This is a genomic window from Noviherbaspirillum sp., from assembly GCF_036563305.1.
Classification (GTDB): Bacteria; Pseudomonadota; Gammaproteobacteria; order Burkholderiales; family Burkholderiaceae_D; genus Noviherbaspirillum.
In genome coordinates this window covers 159,273-184,921 of sequence record NZ_DATCMQ010000017.1, presented here as the reverse complement: position 1 = coordinate 184,921, position 25,649 = coordinate 159,273, and the positions used below count along the sequence as shown (strand labels likewise).

22 protein-coding genes are annotated in these 25,649 nt (G+C 66.0%); 6 read left to right on the top strand and 16 right to left on the bottom strand.

Annotated elements, in window-relative coordinates; genetic code table 11:
• Nucleotides 1-9: 9 nt before the first annotated feature.
• The 5 genes from VIM12_RS20525 to VIM12_RS20505 all read right to left on the bottom strand — a co-directional run bounded on the left by VIM12_RS20525 (nucleotide 10) and on the right by VIM12_RS20505 (nucleotide 5,428).
• A complete protein-coding gene (locus tag VIM12_RS20525) occupies nucleotides 10-1,005 on the bottom strand; it encodes an NADP-dependent oxidoreductase (protein WP_331944238.1) in 996 nt (331 codons plus the stop codon).
• 75 nt (nucleotides 1,006-1,080) lie between these two features.
• Entirely contained in the window at nucleotides 1,081-1,515 is a 435-nt protein-coding gene (locus VIM12_RS20520; protein ID WP_414691814.1) for a PaaI family thioesterase, read from the bottom strand.
• The gene (locus VIM12_RS20515; RefSeq protein ID WP_331944236.1) at nucleotides 1,515-2,300 is read right to left on the bottom strand and encodes an SDR family oxidoreductase; all 786 of its coding nucleotides are present in this window, start codon (nucleotides 2,298-2,300) and stop codon (nucleotides 1,515-1,517) included. The genes VIM12_RS20520 and VIM12_RS20515 overlap by 1 nt, the downstream gene beginning before the upstream one ends.
• Before the next feature lie 27 nt (nucleotides 2,301-2,327).
• A complete protein-coding gene (locus tag VIM12_RS20510; RefSeq protein ID WP_331944234.1) occupies nucleotides 2,328-4,142 on the bottom strand; it encodes an acyl-CoA dehydrogenase in 1,815 nt (604 codons plus the stop codon).
• 107 nt (nucleotides 4,143-4,249) lie between these two features.
• Nucleotides 4,250-5,428 carry an acetyl-CoA C-acyltransferase gene (locus VIM12_RS20505; protein ID WP_331944232.1) on the bottom strand — a complete coding sequence of 393 codons (1,179 nt, stop codon included), beginning with the start codon at nucleotides 5,426-5,428 and terminating at the stop codon, nucleotides 4,250-4,252.
• 316 nt (nucleotides 5,429-5,744) lie between these two features.
• On the opposite strand from VIM12_RS20505, the gene VIM12_RS20500 reads away from it, so the two are divergent.
• On the top strand, nucleotides 5,745-7,409 hold the full coding sequence (locus VIM12_RS20500; protein WP_331944230.1) for an MFS transporter: 1,665 nt from the start codon (nucleotides 5,745-5,747) through the stop codon (nucleotides 7,407-7,409).
• Between the two features lie 448 nt (nucleotides 7,410-7,857).
• On the opposite strand, the gene VIM12_RS20495 is transcribed toward VIM12_RS20500, so the two are convergent.
• Nucleotides 7,858-10,290 (bottom strand): penicillin acylase family protein, encoded by a 2,433-nt coding sequence (locus VIM12_RS20495; RefSeq protein WP_331944228.1) that lies wholly within the window; start codon nucleotides 10,288-10,290, stop codon nucleotides 7,858-7,860.
• 124 nt (nucleotides 10,291-10,414) lie between these two features.
• Between VIM12_RS20495 and nadB the strand changes: the two genes are divergently transcribed.
• Nucleotides 10,415-12,016 carry an L-aspartate oxidase gene (gene nadB, locus VIM12_RS20490; RefSeq protein ID WP_331944226.1) on the top strand — a complete coding sequence of 534 codons (1,602 nt, stop codon included), beginning with the start codon at nucleotides 10,415-10,417 and terminating at the stop codon, nucleotides 12,014-12,016.
• Nucleotides 12,017-12,089: 73 nt separating this feature from the next.
• On the opposite strand, the gene nadC is transcribed toward nadB, so the two are convergent.
• Together nadC and nadA are read right to left on the bottom strand one after the other, a co-directional pair.
• Complete coding sequence (nadC, locus tag VIM12_RS20485; protein ID WP_331944224.1) at nucleotides 12,090-12,956, bottom strand: carboxylating nicotinate-nucleotide diphosphorylase; 867 nt, start codon at nucleotides 12,954-12,956, stop codon at nucleotides 12,090-12,092.
• Nucleotides 12,953-14,092: a quinolinate synthase NadA gene (gene nadA, locus VIM12_RS20480; RefSeq protein ID WP_331944222.1), complete on the bottom strand. Its 1,140-nt coding sequence runs from the start codon at nucleotides 14,090-14,092 to the stop codon at nucleotides 12,953-12,955. The genes nadC and nadA overlap by 4 nt, the downstream gene beginning before the upstream one ends.
• A 320-nt stretch (nucleotides 14,093-14,412) precedes the next feature.
• On the opposite strand from nadA, the gene VIM12_RS20475 reads away from it, so the two are divergent.
• Nucleotides 14,413-14,964 carry a hypothetical protein gene (locus VIM12_RS20475; protein WP_331944220.1) on the top strand — a complete coding sequence of 184 codons (552 nt, stop codon included), beginning with the start codon at nucleotides 14,413-14,415 and terminating at the stop codon, nucleotides 14,962-14,964.
• A gap of 11 nt (nucleotides 14,965-14,975) precedes the next feature.
• Here VIM12_RS20475 and VIM12_RS20470 read toward each other — a convergent pair whose 3' ends face one another.
• The 4 genes from VIM12_RS20470 to VIM12_RS20455 form a co-directional block, all read right to left on the bottom strand.
• Nucleotides 14,976-16,574: an ABC-F family ATPase gene (locus VIM12_RS20470; protein ID WP_331944218.1), complete on the bottom strand. Its 1,599-nt coding sequence runs from the start codon at nucleotides 16,572-16,574 to the stop codon at nucleotides 14,976-14,978.
• 96 nt (nucleotides 16,575-16,670) lie between these two features.
• Nucleotides 16,671-17,306, bottom strand: coding sequence for a 2-dehydro-3-deoxy-6-phosphogalactonate aldolase (locus VIM12_RS20465; RefSeq protein ID WP_331944216.1), 636 nt, complete (start codon nucleotides 17,304-17,306; stop codon nucleotides 16,671-16,673).
• Nucleotides 17,303-18,229: a 2-dehydro-3-deoxygalactonokinase gene (locus VIM12_RS20460; protein WP_331944214.1), complete on the bottom strand. Its 927-nt coding sequence runs from the start codon at nucleotides 18,227-18,229 to the stop codon at nucleotides 17,303-17,305. Before VIM12_RS20460 ends, VIM12_RS20465 begins: the two co-directional genes overlap by 4 nt.
• Entirely contained in the window at nucleotides 18,226-19,038 is an 813-nt protein-coding gene (locus VIM12_RS20455; RefSeq protein ID WP_331944212.1) for an SDR family oxidoreductase, read from the bottom strand. Before VIM12_RS20455 ends, VIM12_RS20460 begins: the two co-directional genes overlap by 4 nt.
• A gap of 120 nt (nucleotides 19,039-19,158) precedes the next feature.
• On the opposite strand from VIM12_RS20455, the gene VIM12_RS20450 reads away from it, so the two are divergent.
• From VIM12_RS20450 to VIM12_RS20440, 3 genes are read left to right on the top strand one after another with little or no spacing between them, the layout of a single operon-like run.
• Nucleotides 19,159-20,880 (top strand): IlvD/Edd family dehydratase, encoded by a 1,722-nt coding sequence (locus tag VIM12_RS20450; RefSeq protein ID WP_331944210.1) that lies wholly within the window; start codon nucleotides 19,159-19,161, stop codon nucleotides 20,878-20,880.
• Nucleotides 20,881-20,889: 9 nt separating this feature from the next.
• Nucleotides 20,890-21,774: an SMP-30/gluconolactonase/LRE family protein gene (locus tag VIM12_RS20445; protein ID WP_331944208.1), complete on the top strand. Its 885-nt coding sequence runs from the start codon at nucleotides 20,890-20,892 to the stop codon at nucleotides 21,772-21,774.
• 6 nt (nucleotides 21,775-21,780) lie between these two features.
• Nucleotides 21,781-22,686: an aldose 1-epimerase gene (locus VIM12_RS20440; protein WP_331944206.1), complete on the top strand. Its 906-nt coding sequence runs from the start codon at nucleotides 21,781-21,783 to the stop codon at nucleotides 22,684-22,686.
• On the opposite strand, the gene VIM12_RS20435 is transcribed toward VIM12_RS20440, so the two are convergent.
• From VIM12_RS20435 to queD, 4 genes are all read right to left on the bottom strand, one after another.
• Entirely contained in the window at nucleotides 22,633-23,613 is a 981-nt protein-coding gene (locus VIM12_RS20435; protein ID WP_331944204.1) for an LD-carboxypeptidase, read from the bottom strand. The two genes, VIM12_RS20440 and VIM12_RS20435, sit on opposite strands and share 54 nt — an antisense overlap.
• Nucleotides 23,610-24,521 (bottom strand): alpha/beta hydrolase, encoded by a 912-nt coding sequence (locus VIM12_RS20430; RefSeq protein WP_331944202.1) that lies wholly within the window; start codon nucleotides 24,519-24,521, stop codon nucleotides 23,610-23,612. The genes VIM12_RS20435 and VIM12_RS20430 overlap by 4 nt, the downstream gene beginning before the upstream one ends.
• Nucleotides 24,522-24,696: 175 nt before the next feature.
• On the bottom strand, nucleotides 24,697-25,191 hold the full coding sequence (gene tadA, locus VIM12_RS20425) for a tRNA adenosine(34) deaminase TadA (protein ID WP_331944200.1): 495 nt from the start codon (nucleotides 25,189-25,191) through the stop codon (nucleotides 24,697-24,699).
• Nucleotides 25,192-25,196: 5 nt separating this feature from the next.
• Nucleotides 25,197-25,643, bottom strand: a complete 447-nt coding sequence (gene queD / locus VIM12_RS20420) for a 6-carboxytetrahydropterin synthase QueD (protein WP_331944198.1) — start codon at nucleotides 25,641-25,643, stop codon at nucleotides 25,197-25,199.
• Nucleotides 25,644-25,649: the final 6 nt, after the last annotated feature.

Sequence of the window (25,649 nt, the reverse complement as noted above, 5' to 3'; positions counted from 1 at the left end):
CCGCCCGGCTCAGATCAGCTTGACCAGCTGCTTGCCGAAGTTCTTCCCTTTCAGCATGCCGATGAAGGCTTCGGGCGCCGCTTCCAGGCCTTCCGCGACCGACTCGCGGAACTTGAGCTTGCCGGTGGCGACGAGGCCGCCGAGCTCCTGCAGGCCCTGCGGCCACAGGTCCATGTGCTCGGAGACGATGAAGCCGCGCATGGTGAGGCGCATCGTCAGGAAAACCCGTGCATTGGTGATCGGCATCGGCTCGCCGTCATAACCGGCAATGAGGCCGCACAGCGCGATGCGGCCGAACGGATTCATGCGCGCCAGGCTGGCGTCGAACACCTTGCCGCCGACGTTCTCGAACACCGCATCGATGCCGTCCGGCGTCGCCTTGGCCAGGTCGGCCTCGAGGTTGCCGGCCTTGTAGTCGATGCAGGCGTCGAAGCCCAGCTCATCGACGACATAGGCGCACTTCTCCGCACCGCCGGCAATGCCGACCGCGCGGCAGCCGCGCAGTTTCGCCAGTTGGCCGACCACGCTGCCGACGGCGCCGCTGGCCGCGGAGACGACGATGGTCTCGCCGGGCTTCGGCTGCATGATCTGGGTCAGTCCATACCAGGCCGTCATGCCCGGCATGCCGACCGAGCCGAGGTAGGCCGACAGCGGCACGTGGGTGGTGTCCAGCCTGCGCAGCAGGACGCCGTCCGACACGCCCATCTCGGACCAGCCGAACATCCCCTGCACCTTGTCGCCGACGGCGAACTTCGGGTTCTTGCTGGCGACCACTTCGCCTACCGTGCCGCCGACCATGGTCTCGCCGATCGCCTGCGGCGCGGCGTAGCTCCTCACGTCCTCCATGCGCATGCGCATGTAGGGATCGAGCGACAGGTAGTGGTTGCGGACCAGGACCTCGCCGTCCCGGATCTCGGGTACCGGCAGTTGTTCAAGACGGAAGTTTTCGGGCGTAACCTGGCCCTTCGGACGGGATGCCAGTACCAGGCGCTTGTAGGTGGTCATGTCTGCCTCGCTATCGTTGTGGTTGTCGGATATGTGTGTTGCCGGCCCGGCGCTACCGGGCCCTTTCCCCGGGCGCTATTCGCGATCCATCTTTTTCGCGGCGTCGAGACGCTTGAGGTACTTGAAGGTGCCCATCGCCTTGGCCACCAGCTGGTCCCCGTTCCAGACCTCGCCTTCGCAGAAACACATCGTGGTCGAGCGGTGGAAGGCCTTGCCCTTGGCGATGATGCGGTTGCCCGGCTTGCCGCAGGGCTGCAGGAAACTGGTCTTCATCTCGACCGTGACGCCGCCGCGGGCGTCAGGCTGCAGCGACCGTCCGGCCAGGGCCATGGCGACGTCGAGCAGGGTCATCGTGACGCCGCCGTGGGTGACCGTCCAGCTGTTCATGTGCCGCTCTTCCAGCCGCAGCGCGACCTGCGCCTCGCCGTCGGCCATGCCGAGGAACTCGACCCCGAGGTCATGCAGGAACGGGATGTCGGCCGGGAACGGCTTCGGTTGCGACATATCCATCAATGCACCGCCGAGACACCGCCGTCGACTGCCAGCACCTGTCCGGTGATGTGCTTGCCCGCGTCGGACGCGAACAGCAGCGCGGCGCCCTTCAGGTCCTCGTCGTCGCCGATGCGCTGCAGCGGGGCGCGCTTGCCCAGCTTCTCCTCGCCCAGCGCTTCGAGCGTCCCCTTGGTCATCTTCGACGGGAAGAAACCCGGCGCGAGCGCGTTGACGGTGATGCCGTGCGCCCCCCATTCGCCGGCCAGGGTACGGGTGAAATTCACCACCGCGCCCTTCGAGGTGTTGTAGGCCACCGTCTGCATCGATCCCGGGCCGTTGCCGGACAGGCCGGCGATCGAGGCGACGTTGATGATGCGGCCGTACTTGCGCGGGATCATGGACTGCTTGCCGACCGCCTGCGACAGCAGGAAGATGCTGCGGATGTTCAGGTTCATCACCTTGTCCCAGGCTTCCAGCGGGTAGTCTTCCGCCGGCGCGCCCCAGGTGGCGCCTGCATTGTTCACCAGGATGTCGATGTGGCCGAGGCGCTTCAATGCCTCGGCGACCAGCGGCGCCACGTTCGACTCCTGCGACAGGTCGGCGGCGATCGCGCTGGCCTCGATCCCGCGCTGCTTGAGGTGGGCCACCGCCTCGTCCAGGTCGGCCTGCTTGCGCGAGGACAGCACGACCTTCGCGCCCTGTTCGCCGAGCGCTTCGGCGATCTGCAGGCCGAGGCCGCGGGATCCGCCGGTCACCAGCGCGGTCTTGCCCTTCAGGTCAAACAATTGTTGTACGGTGCGCATGTCGTCTCCTTGTTCATGTCCGGTAAATCAGAACCACGCATCCTGCATGTCGAGCGTGGTGGTATCGATGCTTTCCAGCAGGTCGAGCTGGGTGTGCACCTTCGGCAGCTCCCACTTGAAGAAGTAGGCGCAGGCCTGCAGCTTGCCGCGGTAGAAGTCGGCGTCGTGGCCGTTCCTGCCGACGCACAGCAAGGCCTGCTGCAGCCACAGCCAGGCCACCATGGCATGACCGAAGGCTTCGAGGTAGGCGCTGGCGTTGGCCAGCGTCTTGTTCAGGTCGCCCGCCGCGTACAGCGTGCGCGTCACCTGCTCGATGCGTTCCAGCGCGGCGCCGAGCGATGTCGCGTAGCCCGACAGTTCGCCCACCTCCGCCGCCTTGCCGATCGTCTTGCGGATCTCCGCGCCGAGCGCCTTGAAGGCGGCGCCGTCCTGCATGACGACCTTGCGGCCGAGCAGGTCCAGTCCCTGGATGCCGTGCGTGCCCTCGTGGATCGGATTGAGACGGTTGTCGCGGTAGAACTGCTCGACGTTGTATTCGCGGGTATAGCCGTAGCCGCCGTGCACCTGGATCGCCAGGTTGTTCGCCTCCAGGCACCATTGCGACGGCCAGGACTTGGCGATCGGGGTCAGGATGTCGAGCAGCAGCGTTGCCTGCCTGCGCGCCTCCGGGGATTGCGCGGTGCGCTCCTCGTCGACCAGGCGGGCGCAGTACAGGTTGAGCGCGAGTCCGCCCTCGACGTAGGCCTTCTGCGCCAGCAGCATGCGCTTGACGTCGGTGTGCTGGATGATCGGAAGCTGCGGCTGCGCCGGGTCCTTGTTCATCGGATGACGACCCTGGGGCCGCTCGCGCGCATACTCCAGCGCATGCAGGTAGCCGGTGTAGCCGAGCATGACCGCGCCGAGGCCGACACCGATGCGGGCTTCGTTCATCATGTGGAACATGTTGGCGAGGCCCTTGTGCACTTCGCCGACGAGGTAGCCGACCGCTCCGGCCTTGCCGCCCGGCTTGAACTTGCCCTCGCCGAAGTTCAGCAGGCAGTTGGTGGTGCCGCGATATCCCATCTTGTGATTGAGGCCGGCCAGCACCACGTCATTGCGCTCGCCGACGCTGCCGTCCTGGTTGACCAGCTTCTTCGGCACGATGAACAGCGAGATGCCCTTTACGCCCGGGATCAGCTTGCCGTTCTCGTCCGGCACCTTGGCCAGCACCAGGTGCACGATGTTCTCCGACAGCTCGTGTTCGCCGGCGGAGATCCACATCTTGTTGCCCTTCAGGCGGTAGGTGCCGTCCGGTTGCGGTTCGGCGCGCGTCACGATGTCGGAGAGCGACGAGCCCGCCTGCGGCTCCGACAGGCACATGGTGCCGAAGAAGCGCCCTTCCAGCATCGGCTTGACGAAGGTCTCGATCTGCTCGGGCGTGCCGCACTTGAGCAGCGTGTTGGCATTGCCGATGGTGAGGAAGGGATAGGACGAGGTGCCGACGTTGGCGCCCTTGAAGTACGCGAGTCCGGCCTTCTCGATCAGCACCGGCAGCTGCATGCCGCCGAGTTCATAGTCCTGGCCCGCGGCCATCAGTCCCGATTCGCAGAAGGCTTTCAGCGCGGTCTTGACCTCGGGGATGATGTGCACCTTCTCGCCGTCGAAGTGCGGCTCCTCCTGGTCGTTCTTCTTGTTGTGCGGCGCGAACAGGTCGGTGGCGATCCGCTCGCAGGTATCCATGGCGGCGTTGAAGGTCTCGCGGCTGTGGTCGGCGTAGCGCGGACGGGCCGTGAGTTCCTCGGCTTTCAGCAGTTCGTAGAGGATGAAGTCGAGGTCGCGGCGGGAAACGATTTTCGATTGCATGATGATCAGTCCTGCGGATGGGGATGCCGCGGCAGGCCGGCGCCGCGGCGGAAATTGCTGGCTTCAATGTGCACGTGGGCGCCGAAGCGCCCACGTTGTTGCGATGCTCAGACCACTTCGAACAGGCCGGCTGCGCCCTGGCCGCCGCCGATGCACATGGTGACCACCACGTACTTGGCGCCGCGACGCTTGCCCTCGATCAGGGCGTGGCCGGTCAGGCGGGCGCCGGAAACCCCGTAGGGATGGCCGACGGCGATCGCGCCGCCGTTCACGTTCAGGCGGTCGGCCGGGATGCCAAGCTTGTCGCGGCAGTACAGGACCTGCACCGCGAATGCCTCGTTGAGCTCCCACAGGCCGATGTCCTCGACCTTCAGGCCAGCCTTTTTCAGCAGCTTCGGAATCGCGAAGACCGGGCCGATGCCCATCTCGTCGGGCTCGCAGCCGGCGATCGCGAAGCCGCGGTAAATGCCCAGCGGCTGCAGGCCGCGCTGCTCCGCCAGCTTGCCGTTCATCAGGATGGCGCAGGAGGCGCCGTCGGAAAACTGGCTGGCATTGCCGGCCGAGATCACGCCGCCCGGCAGCGCGGTGCGGATCTTGGACACGCCTTCCAGCGTGGTGTCGGCGCGGATGCCTTCGTCGGCGGCGATGGTGACTTCGCGCGTCACCAGCATGCCGGTTTCCTTGTCGGCCACGCCCATGATGGTGGTCATCGGCACGATCTCGTCATTGAACTTGCCGGCGGCCTGGGCGGCGGCGGCGCGCTGCTGGCTCTGCACGCCGTATTCGTCCTGGCGCTCCTTGCTGATGTTGTAGCGCTTGGCCACGGTCTCGGCGGTCTGCAGCATCGGCCAGTAGATTTCCGGCTTGTTCTGCTTGAGCCAGACTTCGGCCAGCATGTGCTTGTTCGCTTCGTTCTGTACGCAGGAGATGGACTCCACGCCGCCCGCAGCGTAGACGTCGCCTTCGCCGGCGATGATGCGCTGGGCGGCGGTGGCGATGGTCTGCAGGCCGGAGGAGCAGAAACGATTGATGGTCATGCCGGCGGTGGTCACCGGGCAACCCCCGCGCAACGCGATCTGGCGCGCGATGTTGCTGCCGGTCGCGCCTTCCGGCGTCGCGCAGCCCATGATCACGTCTTCCACTTCACTCGGATCGATCTTCGCCCGCTCCATCGCGGCCTTCAGCACATGGCCGCCCAGGGTGGCGCCGTGGGTCATGTTGAAAGCGCCTTTCCAGGATTTGGCAAGGCCGGTGCGTGCAGTGGATACGATGACGGCGTCAGTCATTTGAGGCTCCTTGAGTGAAGGTGTTGGCGTTCGAATCGGTGCTCGAGCTTAGTCATTTGTGCTGACACTAGGTCAACCTGAAGCGGCAGAATAGCATAGTTTTAGCACGATCGTTCGTAAAAAACCGGCGCCCCGCCGGCGCCGTTCCCGCCGCCATCCTCCTGCCGTTCCGCCCGCCCGGGATTGCGGTTCGGACATTGCCAGCCATGTAAGGTTCTGTAAGTTTGCAGCAAGGGTCGCGTAAGGTTCGCGTCGCACACTCCACCCGTGCCAGGACACCTGCGCATGCATTTTTATTATTAACGAGGAGATAAGCATGGCGACAGTACAAACAGCTGCTGCACGCGGCATGACGGCGGAGGAGCGGAAAGTCATTTTCGCTTCCTCGCTCGGCACCGTGTTCGAGTGGTATGACTTCTACCTGTACGGCTCACTGGCAGCGATCATCGCGAAGCAGTTCTTCGCCGGCACCGACCCGAACACCGCATTCATCTTCGCGCTGCTCGCCTTTGCCGCCGGCTTCATCGTCCGTCCGTTTGGTGCACTGGTGTTCGGCCGCCTCGGCGACATGATCGGCCGCAAGTACACCTTCCTGGTCACCATCCTGATCATGGGCATCTCGACCTTCATCGTCGGCCTGCTGCCCACCTACGCCTCGATCGGCATCGCGGCGCCGGTCATCCTGATCACCCTGCGCATCCTGCAAGGCCTGGCGCTGGGCGGCGAGTACGGCGGCGCGGCGACCTACGTCGCCGAGCATGCGCCGCACGGCAAGCGCGGCGCCTACACCGCCTGGATCCAGACCACCGCAACGCTCGGCCTGTTCCTGTCGCTGATGGTGATCCTCGGCACCCGCACCGCCATGGGCGAGGAAGCATTCGCCGACTGGGGCTGGCGCGTGCCTTTCCTGCTGTCGGTGTTCCTGCTTGCCATCTCCGTGTGGATCCGCCTGTCGATGAATGAGTCGCCGGCGTTCGCCAAGATGAAAGCCGAAGGCCGCACCTCCAAGGCACCGCTGTCCGAGTCCTTTGGCCAGTGGAAAAACCTGAAGATCGTGATCCTGGCGCTGATCGGCCTGACCGCCGGCCAGGCAGTGGTCTGGTACACCGGCCAGTTCTACGCGCTGTTCTTCCTGACGCAGACGCTGAAGGTCGATGGCGCCACCGCCAACCTGCTGATCGCTGCCTCGCTGGTCATCGGCACCCCGTTCTTCATCGTGTTCGGCGCGCTGTCTGACAAGATCGGCCGCAAGCCCATCATCCTCGGCGGCTGCCTGATCGCGGCGCTCACCTACTTCCCGATCTTCAACGCGCTGACCCACTACGCCAACCCGGCGCTGGAAAACGCGATCAAGAACGCACCGGTGGTGGTCACCGCCGACCCGGCCGACTGCCAGTTCCAGTTCAACCCGACCGGCACCAAGAAGTTCACCTCCTCCTGCGACATCGTGAAAGCCAAGCTGGCCGCCGCTTCGGTCAACTACTCGAACGAAGCCGCGCCGGCAGGTACCGCAGCCAGCGTGAAGATCGGCGACACGGTCATCCAGTCGTTTAACGCCGCCGGCCTGTCCAAGGAAGAAGCCGCCGCCAAGGAAAAGGCGTTCTCGAAGGAGCTGTCTGACGCGATCAAGGCAGCAGGCTATCCGAGCAAGGCAGACCCCGCCCAGATGAACAAGGGCATGGTCCTGGTGCTGCTGACGATCCTGGTGCTTTACGTGACCATGGTCTACGGCCCGATCGCCGCCATGCTGGTCGAAATGTTCCCGACCCGCATCCGCTACACCTCGATGTCCCTGCCGTACCACATCGGTAACGGCTGGTTCGGCGGCCTGCTGCCGACCACCTCGTTCGCACTGGTGGCGTTCAAGGGCGACATCTACTACGGCCTCTGGTATCCGATCATCATCGCACTGGTGACCGTCGTGATCGGCATGCTGTTCGTACGCGAGACCAAGGATCGCGACATCTACGCAGACGACTGACAGGGCAATCGTCACCGGGATCTCCAGGGATTTCCCGGACTTCGCAGGCCGCTGGCAACGCCGGCGGCCTTTTTTTTGCCTGTCTCGCCCACCACCACCGGCAGCAATGCGGCATCCACGCAAGACGGTCGTCGCCGTGCGCCACGCGCAAGCCATGCGGCGCGTTCCGATCCTCTGCGGCTCTTTCCACGCTGAAGCTGTTCCTGGCCAACGTTGCCCCATGCCCGTCCAAACCGGGATCGCGTGGACGCGCGGCGCCCTCGCCGCAGTCACTGCGGCCGCCATATGCGCACGACGCCGCCGCATTCCGGCGCAGCCGCATGCGACTGCCGCTGCTTCGGCTGCGGCATTACGAGGGGCATGACGGGAGGGGGAAGAACCCGCAGCGGATGCCGCGGGGCCTTTCAAGTGTCAGTTGGCGCGTGCAGCAACGCTGAAAAGGAAGATCTCAGGGCTGCAGCGTCAGCACGCCGAGCGCGCCCTGCTCCACCGCCGCCCGCTGCGTTTTCATCGGCAGGTAGCGCACCGCCGCCCAGCGCTCGGCGTAGTTGCGGTAAAGCGGCGACAGCAGATTGCCCGACTGCCCGGTCGAGTGGATGAAGCGGGAGCTTTCCGGATCGGCGAGGTCGTAGATTGCACGGAGGCTGGGCGCATGACGATTTGCGAACGGTTCCTTGTCGTCGCGCAGGTTGTGGCGCCCGACGTTGACGGTAAAGGTGTCCCCCGGCGTCGGCACCCGTATGTCGAAGAAGCGGGCGAGCAGGTCGACCCTGGCGAACGGCCGGTGCTCGGAGCGCGCGAAATGGGCGTCGCCCCAGCGCCAGTCCTGCATGTCGCTCCCGTAGCGCCGTTCGAGGTCCGACAGCGCCTCCTCCAGCGAGTGCGACAGCACTTCCGCACAGGTCTGTGGCCGGGTGGCGCCTGCGGCGCCGGTATCGACGCACCACTTGCCCTGTCCGTCCTTGTTGCGCAGCACGTTGATCATGGGCTGGTGCACATTGCGCTGCTCCCAGTAGTCCTTCAGCAGCGCATCGCCCAGTTCGTCCTGGAAGATGCGCCGCGAGGCCATGCGCATCCACGCATTGAAGATCAGTGGCTGAGCCCGGTCGGCCGCCATTGTCCCGTCCCAGCCGGCCAGCAGCTGCAGGGCGCGGCGCGCGCGCTCGGACGTCGGCGCGGTGGTCCTCAGCAATGGAAGGATCTCGGCGGCCGCGAGCGACAGATCATCCTTCTGGATGGCGGCAAAGCTGTCCAGGCTGTGCTTCGGCTGCGCGTCGAGCAAGGCGTCGATACGCTGGGCGCGGTACGGCAGCGTCCATTCGCTGGTCAGGAAATGCGGATAATCCGGGCCGACGATCTTGTGGTTCGCCGTCATCACTTTTTCCGACGACGGGTTGTACGAGCGCGGCAACTGGTCGAACGGGATGAAGCCGGCCCAGTCGTAGCGCGCATCCCATCCTGGCGCGGGCGCCAGTCCCTTCAGGTCGTTCTCCGCCTTGCGCAGCGGCACCTTGCCCGGCGCAACGAAGCCGACGTTGCCATCGACGTCCGCATACACGATGCTTTGCTGCGGCGCGCCGAAGTCGCGCGCCCCCTCCAGGAATTCCTGCCAGTTGCGGGCGCGGTTGAACTTGATGCCCGCCTGCAGCGTCAGGTCGTCGTCGCGCAATGCCGTCCAGGCGAAGGCGACGACATGCTTGCGTACGTCGAGCGCCGCCTTTTCCATGATCGGGAGCGCGCCGGTAATGACCGGTCCGTGCCGGCTCTCCCGCACTTCAAGCGTGACGTCCGGCTGTCCCTTGACCCTGATGGTCTCGGTGCGGGCCACAAAATCGGCCCAGCCGTCCGGCGTCCTGTACTGGCGCGGGTTGTCCGGATTCAGCTGTTCGATGTACAGGTCCTGCACGTCGGGCGCGGTGTTGGTGAAACCCCAGGCAATCCTGTCGTTGCGACCGAGCACGACGGTCGGAATGCCGGGCAGCGTGGCGCCGATCACATTGAGGCCGGGCGCCGACACATGCGCGAAATACCAGAGCGCCGGCGCCGACAGCCCGAGGTGGGGGTCGTTCGCCAGCAACGGCTTGCCGGTGGCCGAGCGACCGCCGCCGACCACCCAGTTGTTCGAGCCCATGCCGTCCACCAGCGAAGGCGGCGCCGCGGCTGCGACCCGGCCGAGCTGGGCGGTGGTGCCGGTCAGCTCGCGGTACAGGCGTGTGTAGTCGCGTGTCCGGAGCACTGCATCGCCCGGATAAGGCGGCAGGAATTCATTGATCTGGTCGAGCGACAGCCGTTGCGCGAGGCGCATGCGCAGCAGCTCCTGCGTCCAGTTGGCGCCGAGGTCCCAAGCCATCATGGTCTGCCACGAAACCGAATCCGCCGGCTGCCACGGCTCGGGCGCGGGCGCGCCGGTCAGCAGGAACTCCGGCGGCAGCGGTCCCTTGCGGGAAGAGAGATAGGCATTGACGCCGCGCGTGTAGGCGTCGAGTGCGGCGCGGGTCTCCGGCGCCAGCTTCCCGAGGATGCGCTCGGCATTGCGGCGCACGCCGAGCGTGCGCAGGAAGCGGTCGGCGTCGACCGCATTCGGGCCGAGGATCTCCGCCATCCGCCCGGCGGCGATGCGACGATTCATCTCGAGCTGCCACAGCCGGTCCTGCGCATGCACGAAGCCGAGGGCATGCCACGCATCCTCGGTCGATCCGGCGTAGATGTGCGGGATGCCTTCCGCGTCGCGCACGATCTCCACCGGCCCGCGCAGGCCGGCGACCGTCATCCGGCCGTCGACCTGCGGCTGGCTGGCCGCGCGATACCAGAGCAAGGCCGCCGCCGCAGCCAGCGCGACCGCCAATAACACGATCGCAACTTTCTTCAGAATTCCAGTCATAGTTGTTGTGCTCCTCCCGATTCCGGCGAAGCCGCAAGCTTAACAGGGCTGCCGGCTGCCAACTTTACCCGATGGTAAGATGTCGACTTCCGTGATGACCAATCAGTTGAATCAAGCCCATCTTATGAAATTTGACGTCGCGATCGTCGGCAGCGGACTCGCCGGCCTGTCAGTGGCGCTGCACCTGGCACAGACCCGCAAGGTCGTCGTGGTGTCGAAGCGCGGGCTGCTGGACGGTGCCAGCAACTGGGCGCAAGGCGGCATCGCCGCGGTGCTCGACTCGGCGGACAGCCATGAGCAGCATATCGCCGACACCCTGGTGGCGGGAGCGGGACTGTGCGACGAGGCCGCCACCCGCTACATCATCGAGCACGGCCGGGAGGCGATCGAATGGCTGATCGAACAGGGCGTGCCGTTCACGCCCGATCCCGCCGCCGAACTCGGATTCCACCTGACGCGCGAAGGCGGGCACAGCCAGCGCCGCATCATTCACGCGGCAGACGCCACCGGCCATGCGGTCCAGGTGACCCTGGAGCAGAAGGCGCGCGCCCATCCGAACATCACGATCCTGGAAAACCATTTCGCGATCGACGTGATCCGCTCCGACAAGCTGTCGCCGCAGCCCGGCATGCCGTACTGTGCGGGCCTGTACGTCCAGGACGTCAACACCGGCAAGGTGATGACACTCGCCGCCAACCATACCGTGCTGGCCACGGGTGGCGCGGGCAAGGTCTATCTGTACACGACCAATCCCGATACCGCGACCGGCGACGGCATCGCAATGGCGTGGCGGGCAGGATGCCGCATCGCGAACATGGAGTTCATCCAGTTTCACCCGACCTGCCTCTACCATCCCTATGCGAAGTCCTTCCTGATCAGCGAGGCGGTGCGCGGCGAAGGCGGCCTGCTGAAACTCCCGGAGGAAAGCGGCGCCGCCGCCGGCAAGCGCTTCATGCCGGAGCACGATGCGCGTGCCGAACTGGCGCCGCGCGACGTGGTCGCGCGTGCGATCGACTTCGAGATGAAGAAGCGCGGTCTCGACTACGTCGACCTCGATATCACCCACCAGCCGCCGGAATTCCTGAAAGAGCATTTCCCGACGATCTATGCGCGCTGCCTCGAGCTCGGCATCGACATCACCCGCCAGCCGATCCCGGTCGTTCCCGCCGTGCATTTCACCTGCGGCGGCGTGGTGACCGACATGTGCGGTCGGACCGACCTTCCCGGCCTGTACGCGGTCGGTGAAACCGCGTACACCGGCCTGCACGGCGCCAATCGTCTCGCCAGCAACTCGCTGCTCGAATGCCTGGTGCTCGGCCGCGCCGCCGCCCGCCATATCGAAGCGCAGCCGCAGCCGCAACCGATCGACCTGCCTGCCTGGGACGAAAGCCGGGTGACGGACGCCGACGAGGAAGTCGTGATCGCGCACAACTGGGACGAGCTGCGCCGCTTCATGTGGAATTACGTGGGTATCGTGCGCACCACCAAGCGCCTCGAGCGCGCGCAGCATCGCATCGGCCTGCTGCGGGAAGAAATCTACGAGTACTACGCGCACTTCCGCATCACGCGCGACCTGCTGGAACTGCGCAACCTGGTAGACGTCGCCTCGCTGATCGTCGACAGCGCGCTGTCCCGGCGCGAAAGCCGCGGGCTGCACTACAGCCAGGACTTCCCGGAAACGCTTCCCAAGGCGCTGCCCACGGTGCTGTCGCCGCAACGACGCTGAAAGAACGCGGCCGAAAAAAACGGCCTGCTTGCGCAGGCCGCTTTAGTATGCACGCCGGTTCGCGTCCTGCGGCCTAGCCGATTACCCGCAATGAGTAGTCGGTCGCCCGCACGTCCTTCGTCAGGCTGCCGATCGAGATCCGGTCGACCCCGGTTTCGGCGATCGCGCGCACGCTGTCCATGTTAACCCCGCCGGATGCCTCGAGAATCGCCCTGCCCGCGGTCAGCCGGACCGCTTCGCGCATCAGCCCGGTCGAGAAATTATCCAGCAGGATCGAGGTCGCCCCGGCAGACAGCGCCTGTTCCAGCTCGTCGAGGTTTTCGACCTCGATCTGGATCGACACGCCGGCGTTGAGCGCCAGCGCATCCCGCATTGCGGCGCCTATCCCGCCGGCCGCGGCAATATGGTTTTCCTTGATCAGGATGCCGTCATACAGCGCCAGCCGCTGGTTCTTGCCGCCGCCGACCCGGACCGCGTATTTCTGCGCCAGCCGCAGGCCGGGCAGCGTCTTGCGGGTATCGAGGATGGCGGCGCGGGTCCCGGCGACCAGTTCGACGTAGCGCCGCGTTGCGGTGGCGACGCCGGAAAGCAGCTGCAGGAAGTTGAGCGCGCTGCGTTCGGCGGTGAGCAAGGCCCGCGCCGGCGCCTCCAGCGTACAGACGGTGCTGTCGGCTGCCATCATCGCTCCCTCGGCGTAGTGCCAGGTGGTGCGTATCCGCTGGTCGAGCTGCGTCATCACGCCTTCGAACCAGGGCGCACCGCACAGCACCGCGTCCTCCCGGACCACGACGCGGGCTTCCACCCATTCCTGCTCCGGCACCAGGCGGCCGGTCACGTCGCCGGTACCGACGTCTTCCGCGAGAGCTGAGGCGATGTTCGCTTCGAATGCACGGGCCAGCGCCGGGTCGAACGGCGCAAAGGGATTTTGCAAGGTGCTCATGCCGGACCGATCCCCGCAAACAGTTTCTGCTCTTTCGCCAGGTCCGCGCCCGGGCGCACGTTCGCCTTGCGTGCCGCGGCAAAGTCCAGCATGCGGTCGATGCAGACCCGCGCCCGGCGACCGGTGTCCGGATCGACATGGATCTCGTTGCGACCGCTCTCCAGCACATCGGCCAGGTTCTGCAGCCCATTCATGGCCATCCACGGGCAATGGGCGCAACTCTTGCAGGTGGCGCTGTTGCCGGCGGTCGGCGCATCGATGAATCGCTTGCCCGGCGCCGCCATCCGCATCTTGTGCAGGATGCCGTTGTCGGTGGCGACGATGAATTCCCGTGCGTCCAGGTCCCTGGCGGCGGCGATCAGCTGCGAAGTCGAACCGACGACGTCGGCCTGTGCGACCACCGCTTCCGGCGACTCCGGGTGCACCAGCACCTTCGCATGCGGGTGCTCCTTTTTCAGCAGGTCGAGCTCGATGCCCTTGAACTCGTCATGCACCAGGCAGGAGCCCTGCCACAGCAGCATGTCGGCGCCGGTTTTCTTCTGGATGTAGCTGCCGAGGTGCTTGTCCGGCGCCCACAGGATCTTCTTGCCCTGCGCATGCAGGTGCTCGACGATCTCCAGGCCGATTGACGATGTGACCATCCAGTCGGCCCGCGCCTTCACAGCCGCACTGGTGTTGGCGTAGACGACGACGGTGCGGTCCGGATGGGCATCGCAGAAGGCGGCGAACTCGTCCGGCGGGCAGCCGAGGTCGAGCGAGCAGGTCGCGTCGAGGTCCGGCATCAGGATGGTTTTTTCCGGGCTGAGGATCTTGGCCGTCTCGCCCATGAAACGCACGCCGGCCACGACCAGGGTCCTGGCGGGATGGTCGCGGCCGAAGCGCGCCATTTCCAGCGAGTCGGACACGCAGCCGCCGGTTTCCTCGGCCAGGTCCTGCAGATCGGCGTCGACGTAGTAGTGCGCGACAAGGACCGCCTGCTTTTCCTTCAGCAGGCGCTTGATGCGCGCCTTGAGCTCCGCCTTCCGCGGAAGATCGAGCGGCTCGGGCACGCGCGCCCAGGCATGGGCGACGCAGCTGGTGCCGGTCTCCATCTGGGGGCGCTCGAATTCAACATTCTTGATGGGTACAGTTTCCATAGTGATAAGCCGCGCAAGGGCAACAGAAGCAGGAGTATGCCCGACATTTCGGCATCGGGCGCTGCGAGCGTATACCCGCAACAATGGGGTCGAACAACGCGCTTGCAATGCCGCCCGGGACTTTTCTTTACCTCCCGGAGTTTCGATAGCATACTAGGACTGACAAAAATCAATACAAGCTGCTTTTGGCGAATTATAAGTAGGTGGTTTCCCGAAAGAATTAAAACAAGAACAAGAAGAAGCGCATTGACAAGAACGAGACCGCGGCAGCGGCGACCAGGCGTATGCAATCACGCATGCATCTTCGGCAGGAGGAGACGATGGCAACAATCTACGACAAGACCGACAAGGGTCGGGAAGAGATCAGCACCCGCAAGTACGGCCTCGCCGCAAAACTGCGGCCGCTGCTTGTCATGGTGGACGGCAAGCACAGCGATACCGACCTGCTCGCGAAAGTATCCGGCCTCGGACTCGGGCCGGACAGCCTCGCCGAGCTGAGTGCCGCCGGCTTCATCCAGGCCCAGGCCGCACCGGCGCCGGCGGCACCGCCGGCGCCTGCCGCCACCCCTGCCGCCGCCGCCGAGGCTCCACCCGCGGAAGCCGCTCCGGACAACCGCTTCCTCGCGGTCTACCAGTTCTACAACGAGACCATCAAGAGCATGATCGGCCTGCGCGGCTACGCGCTGCAGCTGAAGGTGGAGAAAGCCTCGACGCTGGATGAGCTGCGCCAGCTGCGGCAGCCCTACCTGGAAGCGGTGCAGAAGGCCAAGGGCAATGAGACGGCACGCAGCCTGCGCACCCGGCTCGACAGCCTGCTCGGCCCGGCCGACCAGACGCAGCCGGCCAGCCTGGTCGACCTCGGCGCCGGCTGACCGGCCCGTCCTTACTCGATGCCCTGGCTGGCGAGGTACTCCTCGTAGCCGCCATGGAAGTCGATCACCTGGCCATCCTTGACCTCGAGGATGCGGGTGGCGAGCGAGGACACGAACTCGCGGTCGTGCGACACGAAGATCAATGTGCCGGCGTACTTCTCGAGCGCGATGTTGAGCGACTCGATCGACTCCATGTCCATGTGGTTGGTCGGCTCGTCCATCAGCAGCACGTTGTGCCGCCCCAGCATCAGCTTGCCGTACATCATGCGGCCCTTCTCGCCGCCCGACAGGACCATGACCGACTTCTTGACGTCGTCGCCCGAGAACAGGAGGCGGCCCAGGATGCCCCGCACGGCCTGGTCGTCGTCGCCTTCCTGCGTCCACTGGCCGATCCAGTCGGTCAGGTTGCGGTCGTCGGCGAACTCCTCGGTGGGATCCTGCGGCATATAGCCGATATTGGCGTGCTCCGCCCATTTGGCCACGCCGTGATCGGCCGCCATGCCGCACGCCTCGCCGCCGATGCAACGCAGCAGCGTGGTCTTGCCCGCGCCGTTGGCGCCGATGATCGCGATCTTCTCGCCGGCTTCGACCAGCAGGTCGACGTTGTTGAAGATCGTGCGGTCGTAGGTTTTGGAGAGCCCCTGCACTTCCACTGCCTGGCGATGGAGCTTCTTTTCGCCCTCGAACCGGATGAAGGGATTCTGCCGGCTCGACGGCTTGATGTCCTCGACCTTGATCTTGTCGATCTGCTTGAGGCGCGACGTAGCCTGGCGGGCCTTGGACTTGTTGGCGGAAAAGCGCCGCACGAAGTCCTGCAGGTCCGCGACGCGTTCCTTGGCCTTGGCGTTGGCCGCCATCTGCTGGGCCCGTGCCTGTGAGGAAGCCAGCATGTAGTCGTCGTAGTTGCCCGGATAGATCTTCAGGGTACCGTAGTCGACGTCGGCCATGTGGGTGCAGACCTGGTTCAGGAAGTGGCGGTCGTGCGAGATGATGATCATGGTGGAGTTACGCTCGTTGAGCACGTCCTCCAGCCAGCGGATGGTGTTGATGTCGAGGTTGTTGGTCGGCTCGTCCAGCAGCAGGATGTCCGGATTCGAGAACAGCGCCTGCGCCAGCAGCACGCGCAGCTTCCATCCGGGCGCGACGCTGCTCATCAGGCCGGTGTGCTGTTCGGTCGGCACGCCGACGCCGAGCAGCAGTTCGCCCGCGCGTGATTCGGCGGTGTAGCCGTCGTACTCGGCAAACTTCGCCTCCAGGTCGGCGGCCTTCATGTAGTCGTCGTCGGTCGCGTCCGGGTTGGCGTAGATCGCATCGCGCTCCTGCATCGCCGCCCACATCTCGGTGTGCCCCATCATGACGACGTCCAGCACGCGCATGTCCTCGAATGCGAACTGGTCCTGGCGCAGCTTGCCGAGACGCTCGCCCGGATCGAGCATGACGTTGCCCGAGGTGGGTTCGAGGTCGCCGCCGAGGATCTTCATGAAGGTCGACTTGCCGCAGCCGTTTGCGCCGATCAGGCCATAGCGGTTGCCGTCGCCGAATTTGACGGAAACGTTTTCGAACAGCGGCTTGGCGCCGAACTGCATCGTGATGTTAGCGGTGGAAAGCACGTGGAAAACCCCTTGCGCAATGAATTCGGAAAACCGGCTATTTTACCATTCCGCATTGCAGCAAGACCGGATCATCTCCCGGTTCCTATCGCTTGCCTAAGCTGCATTGCGGATCAGCTGTTGTCGTTCCTGCATGAAGGCCTCCGCTGCGGCGCGCAGTGCGTCCGCGTCACGGCCGGGCGCATACAGCTGGCCGCCGATGCCGAACCCGGTCGCGCCGACCGCTGCGTATTCCGCCATGTTCTGCGGGGTCACGCCGCCGACCGGAAACATTGGCGTGCCCTCCGGCAGGATCGACCGGATCGCCTTGAACGCCGCGGGCGGCACCATCTCGGCCGGAAACAGCTTCAGCCCGTGGGCGCCTGCCTGCAGCGCCCGCAACGCCTCGGTCGGCGTGGCCACGCCCGGCAGGGTCAGCATGCCCAGGCCGGCCGCATGCGCAATGACCTCTTCCGCGCAATGCGGCGAGACCACCAGCCGGCCCCCTGCCTGCCGAACCGCGTCGACCTGCGCGACGGTCAGCACGGTGCCGGCGCCGATCATGGCGTCGGCGGGCGCAATGCGCACCAGCGACTGCATTGCCTCGATTGCGCCGGGCCGGTTGAGAGGCACTTCCAGCATCCGGAAGCCGGTGTCGAACAGCACTTTCCCGACCTGCGGCGCTTCCTCCGGCGTCAATCCGCGCAGAATCGCGATCAGCGGATACGGATAGGGTTGAAAGACAGCGTTCATGTGGCCTCCCTTGCAGAGTCGTCCAGGTCGAACAGCGCGCGCAACGCAGCCAGGTACACCGCATCCGGTTGCCATGAGTGGGCCGGAATGCCGGCCAGTTCCAGCGCGCTGAGGTAACGCGCCGCCAGTCCGGGGCTGCCGACCACCTGTACCGTCTCGTGCAGGCTGCCGCCACAGCGGCGCAGGATGTCGTGCAACTCGGCGCCGATCAGCAGGCCGGAGAGGTAGGAGGCGGAATGCGCGGGCGGCATCATGTCCGTCACCACCAGCGCGCGGCAGCAGAAGGCGGCATGCGTAAACGGGGCGTCGCGCGACGCATGCAGCCCGGCCGCGAATGCCTGCGGCACCGACCGCCCGGCGTCCATGACCTTGGACAGGGTGCCATGCTGCGACATCAGCGCATACAGTTCACCGGTCATGTAGGTGAAGAATTCCCTGATCCGGCCTTCCTCGACCCGCACCCATTTGCTATGCGTCCCCGGAAGCAGGAACCAGCCGCTGCGCGCGCTCAGGGCGAGCGCGCCGAGCACCTGGGTCTCCTCGCCGCGCATCACGTCGGGAATGCCCTGGGCATCCAGGTAGCGATAGCCGGGGACGATGCGGCAACGGACGCCGGGAAGCGGCGCCGGCACTTCGACGAGCCGCGCGCCGAGCGCCGGCAACGGATGATCGACGTCGAGGTACGGCGCCTCGCGCCAGCCGTTCCGGCTGCCGATCATGCCGGACATGATGACGTCAGCGCGCGTCACGCCGAGCGTGCGCAGCAGCGCGGCCAGCGCGGCCTCGAAGCCGCCCTGGACCTGAAGGATGCCGCCGTCGTCCTCGTGCTGCCGCAGCAGCGCGCCGCCCGCATCGAGGAGATAGGCGCGGCGGTTGCTGCTGCCCCAGTCGATGCCGAGCAGGACCTGCGCATCCCCGCTCATGCCCAGCCACCGTCGACAATGTATTCCTGCGCGGTGCACATTGCCGCATCGTCCGACGCCAGGAACAGCACCATGCGTGCGACGTGCTCCGGCATCACCCTGCCCTTCAGGCACTGGCTGCTATCGATCAGCCTTTCGCCTTCCGCATCCACCCACATGCTGAGCTGGCGCTCGGTCATCACCCAGCCCGGTGTCACCGTGTTGACGCGAATGTTCCACTGCCCGAGGTCGCGGGCGAGGCCGCGGGTCAGGCCGCTGACCGCCGCCTTGGTCGTCGTGTACACCGGATAACCGCCGTTCGCGATATGCCAGCTGGTGGAGCCGAGGTTGATGATGGCGCCGCCGCCGCGTCGCTTCATGCCCGCCATCACCGCCTGGCAGGCGAAGAACATCGGGCGCTGGTTGATCGCCACGCAGTTGTCCCAGAAGGCGGGCGTCACTTCTTCCGGACGGTGGCGCTGGTCATTGCCGGCGTTGTTGACCAGCACGTCGAAGTCGCCCATTGCAGCGGCAAGATCGCGCATGGTCGACTGCAGCGCGGCGACGTCCCGGATGTCGCACTCGCGGAACACCGGCGCGGGGGCCCCGCTCGCCGCAATGGATTCGCACAGGGCCAGGCTGGCGTCGCGCGCAATGTCGATGAAGGCGACCTGCGCGCCCTGCGCCGCGAAGGCCGAGACGATTGCAGCACCAATCCCGGAGCCGCCCCCGGTGACGAAGACGCGCTTGCCGGCCAGGCTGGGAAAGCGCGCCAGCTGTCCTGCACTGTCCTGCTTCCCGGCATGCCCCACGCCCTGTTCCTGTGCCATGACTTTCTCCTGAACTTTCGAATGGATGGCCAATCAATGTTGATGCCATCTCGAAACATGCCTTGCCGCGCCGCGGCCATTCGTGCCCGGTCCAACCACACCTGCCCCTGCGAGTAAGTTATGACCACGGCTAAACCAAAACGTCGCAGCCGCGCCTGGTTCGAAAAACAGGACCGCGACGGATTCGTGCACCGCAGCTGGACCCAGAAGGCCGGCCATCCGGCGGATGAATTCGACGGCCGTCCGGTCATCGGCATCTGCAATACCTGGTCCGAATTAACCCCCTGCAACAGCCACTTCCGGGAGCTCGCCGAGTTCGTCAAGCGCGGCGTCTTTGAGGCAGGCGGATTCCCGCTGGAGTTCCCGGTGATGTCGCCCGGCGAAACCCAGATCCGGCCGACCGCCATGCTGTTTCGTAACCTCGCGAGCATGGACGTCGAGGAATCGATACGCGGCAATCCGATCGACGGCGTGGTGCTGCTGATGGGCTGCGACAAGACGACGCCGGCGCTGATGATGGGCGCGGCGAGCTGCGGGCTGCCGACCATTGGCGTCTCGGGCGGCCCGATGCTGAACGGGAAGTTCCGTGGCAAGGACATCGGCTCCGGCACCGGGGTGTGGATGATGTCGGAGATGGTGCGCGGCGGCCTGATGACGCAGGAGGAGTTCACCGAGGCCGAAGGCTGCATGAACCGCTCCACCGGCACCTGCATGACGATGGGCACGGCCTCGACCATGGCCAGCATGGTCGAGGCCCTGGGCATGTCCCTGCCCGGCAATGCGGCCATTCCCGCACCCGACACGCGCCGCAACCGGCTGGCGCAGCTGAGCGGCCGACGCATCGTGCAGATGGTGGAGGAAGACCTGACGATGGACAGGATCATGACGCGCGAGGCCTTCGAGAACGCGATACGGGTGAACGCGGCCATTGGCGGATCCACGAACGCGGTCGTGCACCTGCTCGCGATCGCCCGCCGCATCGGCATCGACCTCACGCTGGAAGACTTCGACCGGATCGGCAGCCGCATGCCCTGCCTGGTCAACCTGCAGCCGTCCGGCCACTATCTGATGGAAGACTTCTTCTACGCCGGCGGCGTGCCGGCGGTAATGAACGAGATACGCCACCTGCTCCACCTCGACGCCCTCACCGTCAACGGCCGCAGCATCGGCCAGAACATCGACGGGGCGCCGTGCTGGAACCGGGACGTGATCAAGCCGCTCGAGACGCCGTTCAAGGAGAACGCGGGGATCGCCGTCCTCAAGGGCAACCTGGCGCCGGATGGCGCCGTGATCAAGCCTTCGGCTGCCTCGGCCAGCCTGCTGAAGCATCGCGGCCGCGCGGTGGTCTTCGAGACCATCGAGGACCTGCGCGAACGCCTCGACGATCCGGACCTCGACATTGACGAGCACTGCGTGATGGTGCTGAAGAACTGCGGTCCGCGCGGCTATCCCGGCATGGCCGAAGTGGGCAACATGCCCCTTCCCAGGAAAGTGCTCGAGAAAGGCGTCACCGACATGGTCCGCATTTCGGACGCGCGCATGAGCGGTACCGCCTACGGTACGGTCGTGCTGCACACGTCGCCCGAGGCTGCGCTGGGCGGGCCGCTCGCACTGGTGCGGGACGGGGACATCGTGTCGCTCGACGTGGAAGCGCGCAGCCTGCACCTGGAAGTCAGCGACGAAGAGCTGGCGCGACGCCGCGCGCAATGGGTGGCGCCGCCGGCGCCGGAGCGCGGCTACGTGAAGCTGTATGTCGAACACGTGCAGCAGGCGCATCTGGGCGCCGACCTCGACTTCCTGGTCGGCAGCAGCGGCGCGCCGGTGCCGCGTGAATCGCATTGAGCGGAGGCCATGATGAAGACGCCGGAATGCATATGGGAGGCCGGTGCCGCGCTCGGCGAAGGTCCGCTCTGGTCGGTGCGCGAACAGGCGCTCTACTGGGTGGACATCCTCAATCATCGCCTTCATCGCCATGCATCCGGCGATGAGCGGCGCAGCTGGCAGATCGGGCACGGCGTATCCGCCTTAGCGGAGCGGACAAGCGGTGACGGTCTGGTGATCACGCAGCGCCACGGCTTTGCCGGTTTCGATCCGGCCTCCGGCGAGGTGCGGCCGCTGCTGGCGGTCGAAGACGACATGCCGGCCAACCGCTTCAATGACGGCAAGTGCGATGCCCGCGGCCGTTTCTGGGCGGGTACCATGGATTTTGCGTGCAAGGCGCCCACCGGTTCGCTGTACCGCCTTGAACCGTCGGGAGCGCAGCCGTCGTGCAGCCGCATGGACAGCGGATACGCCGTGACCAACGGTCCGGCATGGTCTGCCGACTACCGCACGATGTACCACAACGACAGCGTCAACGGCAGGGTCTATGCATTCGACTACGACCTGGAACGCGGCGAGCTCGCCAACAAGCGGCTGTTCCTGCAATTCGGTCCCGGGGACGGTTCGCCGGACGGCATGACCACCGACGCCGAGGGCGGCCTGTGGATCGCGCACTGGGGCGCCGGCAAGCTGACCCGCCGGGATGCGGCGGGCCGCGTCATGATGACGGTCGCGCTGCCCTGTACCCAGGTCACCTGCTGTGCATTCGGGGGACCCGCGCTACGTACGCTGTTCATCACCACTGCCGCGGACGGCCTGTCGCCCCAGCAACGGGAACGCGAGCCGCTCGCCGGCGGTCTATTCGCGCTCGAGCTCGACATTGCCGGCATGCCGGCACAGACCTACGGGGGGTAGAAGCAGATGGCCGATGAGATTGTTTCCATCGAATCGGACGTGCAGCGCCTGGAACTGGCACCCCGCATGGGAGGCGCGGTCACGTCGTGGAACTGGCTGGCGCACGGCGGGAACATGCCGCTGTTCCGCCCGTGGAACGGCGCCTCTCCGGACCGCTATTCCTTCGCCTGCTTTCCACTGGTGCCCTGGACCAACAGGATCACCGACGGCGGTTTCGAGCACGAGGGCCGTTTCCATGCAGTGCAAGCCAACCGCGAGGGCGAGCCCTATCCCATCCACGGCGACGGCTGGCTGCAGGAATGGGAAGTCCTCGAGAAGGGGGACGATCGCGTCCGGCTGGGCCTGGAGTCGAATCGGCATGGCGGCAATCCCTACCATTACCGCAGTACCCAGAGCTTCCTGCTGCTGCCCGACGGGCTGCAGATCGACCTCACCGTGACCAACCTCGGACAGGAGAGCCTGCCATTCGGCCTCGGCCTGCACCCCTACTTCGTCCGTAACACGCACACCCTGCTCTGCGCCCGCGCCGAAGGCGTATGGCTGTCACGCCCGGATGCGATCCCGGTCGAGCACAGCACCCGCCTTCCGCCCGGCTGGGACTACAATGCCCCGGCCCCGCTCGCGGGCGAGATGGTCGACAACTGCTTCACCGGCTGGGATGGGAAGGCGCTTGTCGACTATCCGGACCGCGGCGTGGCGGTCAGGATGATCATGCCCGACTGCAACGGCTACAACCTGCTGTACCGGCCGCCCGGGCTGGATTTCTTCTGCTTCGAGCCCATCACCCACCCGATCAACGCCTTCCACATGCCCGGGCAACCTGGACTGGCCGTCCTTGCCCACGGCGAAAGCCTGGCCCTACGCGCGAAATTCCTGGTGGGGCCCTCGCCCGCCGGCGCCGAGGATCGCTGACAGGTTCGGATAGCCGCCCAGCGTGAGCAGGCACTGTCCTTCGCTGCACTGCAGCCTTGCCTGCGCGCCGACCGGCAGTGTCGCCTTGTCACGCACATGGCCAAACGGCAGGCCGCATACGAGCGGTATGCCGAGCATGGCGCCCATGTAGTCCAGCATCGCACCGAAGTCATAGCCATTGTCATAGTCCGACAGGCGGTAGCCGGTGAACGCGCCGAACACGATGGCCTGCTGCTGCCGGAGCAGGCCGGCGTGCTGCAACTGCAGGAGCATGCGCTCGACCCGGTACGGATGCTCATTGACGTCCTCGATGAACAGGATGCCGTCGCGCGGGGCGGACAGGTAGGGCGTGCCTGCGAGGTGCGCCAGCATCGTCAGGTTGCCGCCCCAGAGCGGGCCGGACAGGTCGAGCGCCGGATTGCCGGGATGATCGAACGGCAGCACATATTCCGCGTTGCCGATGCAATCGCCGAAGCTGCGCAAGGTGAACGCGCTCGCATCCTCCCGCGTGAAGTCGTCGCAAATCATCGGCCCGGCGAACGTGATTGCGCCGGTGCGGGCGAGCAAGGCCATCTGCAGCGCCGTGAAATCGCTGTGACCCACAAACAGCTTGCCGCTGCCCGCCAGCGTCTCCAGGTCGAGGATAGGCAGCAGGCGGGACATGCCATAGCCGCCGCGCAGCGCGAGGACCATGTGCACATCCGGGTCTGCCGCGGCCGCGTGAAGCTGGCCGGCGCGTGCCGCATCCGTGCCGGCAAAACGCTGATGCACGTCGGCCGGGTCATGCAGCAGCTTCACCCGCCATCCGAAGGCTTCGAGGCGCTTGCGCGCGAGCGCCAGGTCCCGGCCGGGCGGCGCGTACCCGCCGGGCGCGACGATCGCCACGCACACGCCGTCGCCTGCGGGAAGCGATTTGCCGGTGCTCATGCGCGCTGCGCTTCCGCCGGCCATTCGCGCCGGCAGTGGCCCGCGATCACCCGCGCCAGATCCTGCTCGAGCTGCGGCGGAATGTCGTGGCCCATGCCCTCGACCTCGTGCAGCACCGCGCCAGCGATGTTGCGCGCGCTGTCTCGGCCACAGGCAATGGGGACGAGTGGATCGTGCGTGCCGTGGATCACCAGCGCGGGCAGGCGAATGGTCCGCAGCTGGGGCACCAGGTCGCCGGTCGTCGCCACCGCCATCATCTGCCGCGCGGTGCCGCTGAAACTGGCGCCGCGCCGCACGCTTTCGCGCACGCGCCGACGCAGTTCCGGCTCCGGCGTCGGATAGGCGGGACTGCCGATGACCTGGAACAGCCGCACATAATGGTCGATGACGGAATTCGGGTCGCGCGGATTGGCGGGCCGCGAGAACATCGCCTGATTGGCGGCGAAGCTTGGCCCGGGAAGTCCCGGACGGCCGCTGGTGGACATGATCGAGGTGAGGGTGATGACGCGCTCCGGGTAGCGCGCGGCCATGAGCTGGGCGATCATCCCGCCCATGGAAGCGCCGACGACATGGGCGCGCGCAACGCCGAGGGCATCAAGCAGGCAAATCGCGTCCCGCGCCATGTCATACAAGGTATAGCCGCCCAGGAGCGGCATGTGGAACAGCGACTTGAAGAATGCGGTGTGCAGGTTGGGCTTGCCGTACTGCTCCATCCTGGACGACAGGCCGGTGTCCCGGTTGTCGAATCGGATCACGCGAAAACCCTGCTCCACCAGTGTCTCGCAGAAGGCATCCGGCCATGACGTCAGCTGCAACCCGAGGCCGGCGATCAGGAGCACCGGCTCCGCGTCGGGCTCGCCCCGCACGTCGTAGGCGAGCTTGATGTTGTTTGCTTCAATGATAGGCAAAGCTTATCCCCATAGGCAGATGCCGGCGGGCGCAAATGCCTCGCCTGGCAGCGGCGCAGGAAATCCCGCAGCCGGTCGTTTTGCAAAGCGCCTCCCGGCACCGTGCCGGTGCCGCCGTCTCGTCCTGAATGGGAACTGCCGTGCCTGATTGCGCACGGATGCGGCTATGACAGGCTCATGCAGCGCCGGGTTCCGACGGCACGGTGCCGCTGCGCATCGCGCGGCGGCGGCGCTCGGCGAAGAAATCCTTCAACAGCGTCCCGCATTCCGCGGCAAGCACCCCGCCCTGGACCGTCGTGTGATGGTTCAGCCGATCCTGGGCGAACAGGTCCACCACGGAGCCGCAGGCGCCGGTCTTCGGATCGGGAGCGCCATACACCACCCGGGCCAGCCGGGCATGCATCATCGCGCCCGAGCACATCGCGCAAGGCTCCAGCGTCACGTACAGCGCGCAGCCTGGCAGCCGGTAGTTCCCGAGGATTTCCGCGGCGGCCCGCAAGGCCATGATCTCGGCATGGGCCGTCGGGTCATGGGTGCCGATCGGCTGGTTGAAGCCGGTCGCGATCACCTCCCCGTCCTTGACGACGACCGCGCCTACCGGCACCTCTCCCAGCGCCCACGCATTGCCGGCCTGGGAGATCGCCTGCCGCATGTAAACCGCGTCGTCCATGCGCGTCAGTCCGCGGTGATCTCGGCCCAGCAATTGGGCGTCTCGTGCAGCACCAGCTTGTGCAGGCGCAGCCCCGTGCCGTACCTGTCCTGGTAGACCGGACGCAGGATGTCGAACGCAGCCTGCGCCAGGTTTTCCACGGTCGGAATGCTCTTGATGACGACCGTCTTGTGGCCCGGCAGGCCGTTCAGGAACGCCAGCACCGCCGTGTCCCTCTCGTAGGCGATGAAAGCATGGTCCCAGACATCCACCAGGTGCGCCTTGGCGAGCGCCTTGACGTCGGAAAAATCCATGATCATCCCGTTTTCGGAGTTGCCCTCCTGCCGGATCACCTCGCCGACGAGCGTGATCTCGAGCGTATAGCGATGGCCGTGCAGATTGCGGCACTGGCTCTTGTGGTCCGGGATGCGATGGCCGGCATCGAATTCCAGCTTGCGTGTAATGGTCAACATCTGGCG

Excerpts from the sequence above, each read along its gene's own strand:
- tadA (WP_331944200.1), bottom strand. The coding sequence starts at position 25,191 with ATGGACGACGCGGTTTACATGCGGCAGGCGATCTCCCAGGCCGGCAAT.
- nadB (WP_331944226.1), top strand. The coding sequence starts at position 10,415 with ATGAAATTTGACGTCGCGATCGTCGGCAGCGGACTCGCCGGCCTGTCA.
- VIM12_RS20435 (WP_331944204.1), bottom strand. The coding sequence starts at position 23,613 with ATGAGCACCGGCAAATCGCTTCCCGCAGGCGACGGCGTGTGCGTGGCG.
- VIM12_RS20500 (WP_331944230.1), top strand. The coding sequence starts at position 5,745 with ATGGCGACAGTACAAACAGCTGCTGCACGCGGCATGACGGCGGAGGAG.
- VIM12_RS20495 (WP_331944228.1), bottom strand. The coding sequence starts at position 10,290 with ATGACTGGAATTCTGAAGAAAGTTGCGATCGTGTTATTGGCGGTCGCG.
- VIM12_RS20455 (WP_331944212.1), bottom strand. The coding sequence starts at position 19,038 with ATGGCACAGGAACAGGGCGTGGGGCATGCCGGGAAGCAGGACAGTGCA.
- nadC (WP_331944224.1), bottom strand. The coding sequence starts at position 12,956 with ATGAGCACCTTGCAAAATCCCTTTGCGCCGTTCGACCCGGCGCTGGCC.
- VIM12_RS20520 (WP_414691814.1), bottom strand. The coding sequence starts at position 1,515 with ATGGATATGTCGCAACCGAAGCCGTTCCCGGCCGACATCCCGTTCCTG.
- queD (WP_331944198.1), bottom strand. The coding sequence starts at position 25,643 with ATGTTGACCATTACACGCAAGCTGGAATTCGATGCCGGCCATCGCATC.
- VIM12_RS20475 (WP_331944220.1), top strand. The coding sequence starts at position 14,413 with ATGGCAACAATCTACGACAAGACCGACAAGGGTCGGGAAGAGATCAGC.
- VIM12_RS20465 (WP_331944216.1), bottom strand. The coding sequence starts at position 17,306 with ATGAACGCTGTCTTTCAACCCTATCCGTATCCGCTGATCGCGATTCTG.
- VIM12_RS20505 (WP_331944232.1), bottom strand. The coding sequence starts at position 5,428 with ATGACTGACGCCGTCATCGTATCCACTGCACGCACCGGCCTTGCCAAA.
- VIM12_RS20460 (WP_331944214.1), bottom strand. The coding sequence starts at position 18,229 with ATGAGCGGGGATGCGCAGGTCCTGCTCGGCATCGACTGGGGCAGCAGC.
- VIM12_RS20510 (WP_331944234.1), bottom strand. The coding sequence starts at position 4,142 with ATGCAATCGAAAATCGTTTCCCGCCGCGACCTCGACTTCATCCTCTAC.
- VIM12_RS20440 (WP_331944206.1), top strand. The coding sequence starts at position 21,781 with ATGGCCGATGAGATTGTTTCCATCGAATCGGACGTGCAGCGCCTGGAA.
- VIM12_RS20445 (WP_331944208.1), top strand. The coding sequence starts at position 20,890 with ATGATGAAGACGCCGGAATGCATATGGGAGGCCGGTGCCGCGCTCGGC.
- VIM12_RS20450 (WP_331944210.1), top strand. The coding sequence starts at position 19,159 with ATGACCACGGCTAAACCAAAACGTCGCAGCCGCGCCTGGTTCGAAAAA.
- VIM12_RS20525 (WP_331944238.1), bottom strand. The coding sequence starts at position 1,005 with ATGACCACCTACAAGCGCCTGGTACTGGCATCCCGTCCGAAGGGCCAG.
- nadA (WP_331944222.1), bottom strand. The coding sequence starts at position 14,092 with ATGGAAACTGTACCCATCAAGAATGTTGAATTCGAGCGCCCCCAGATG.
- VIM12_RS20515 (WP_331944236.1), bottom strand. The coding sequence starts at position 2,300 with ATGCGCACCGTACAACAATTGTTTGACCTGAAGGGCAAGACCGCGCTG.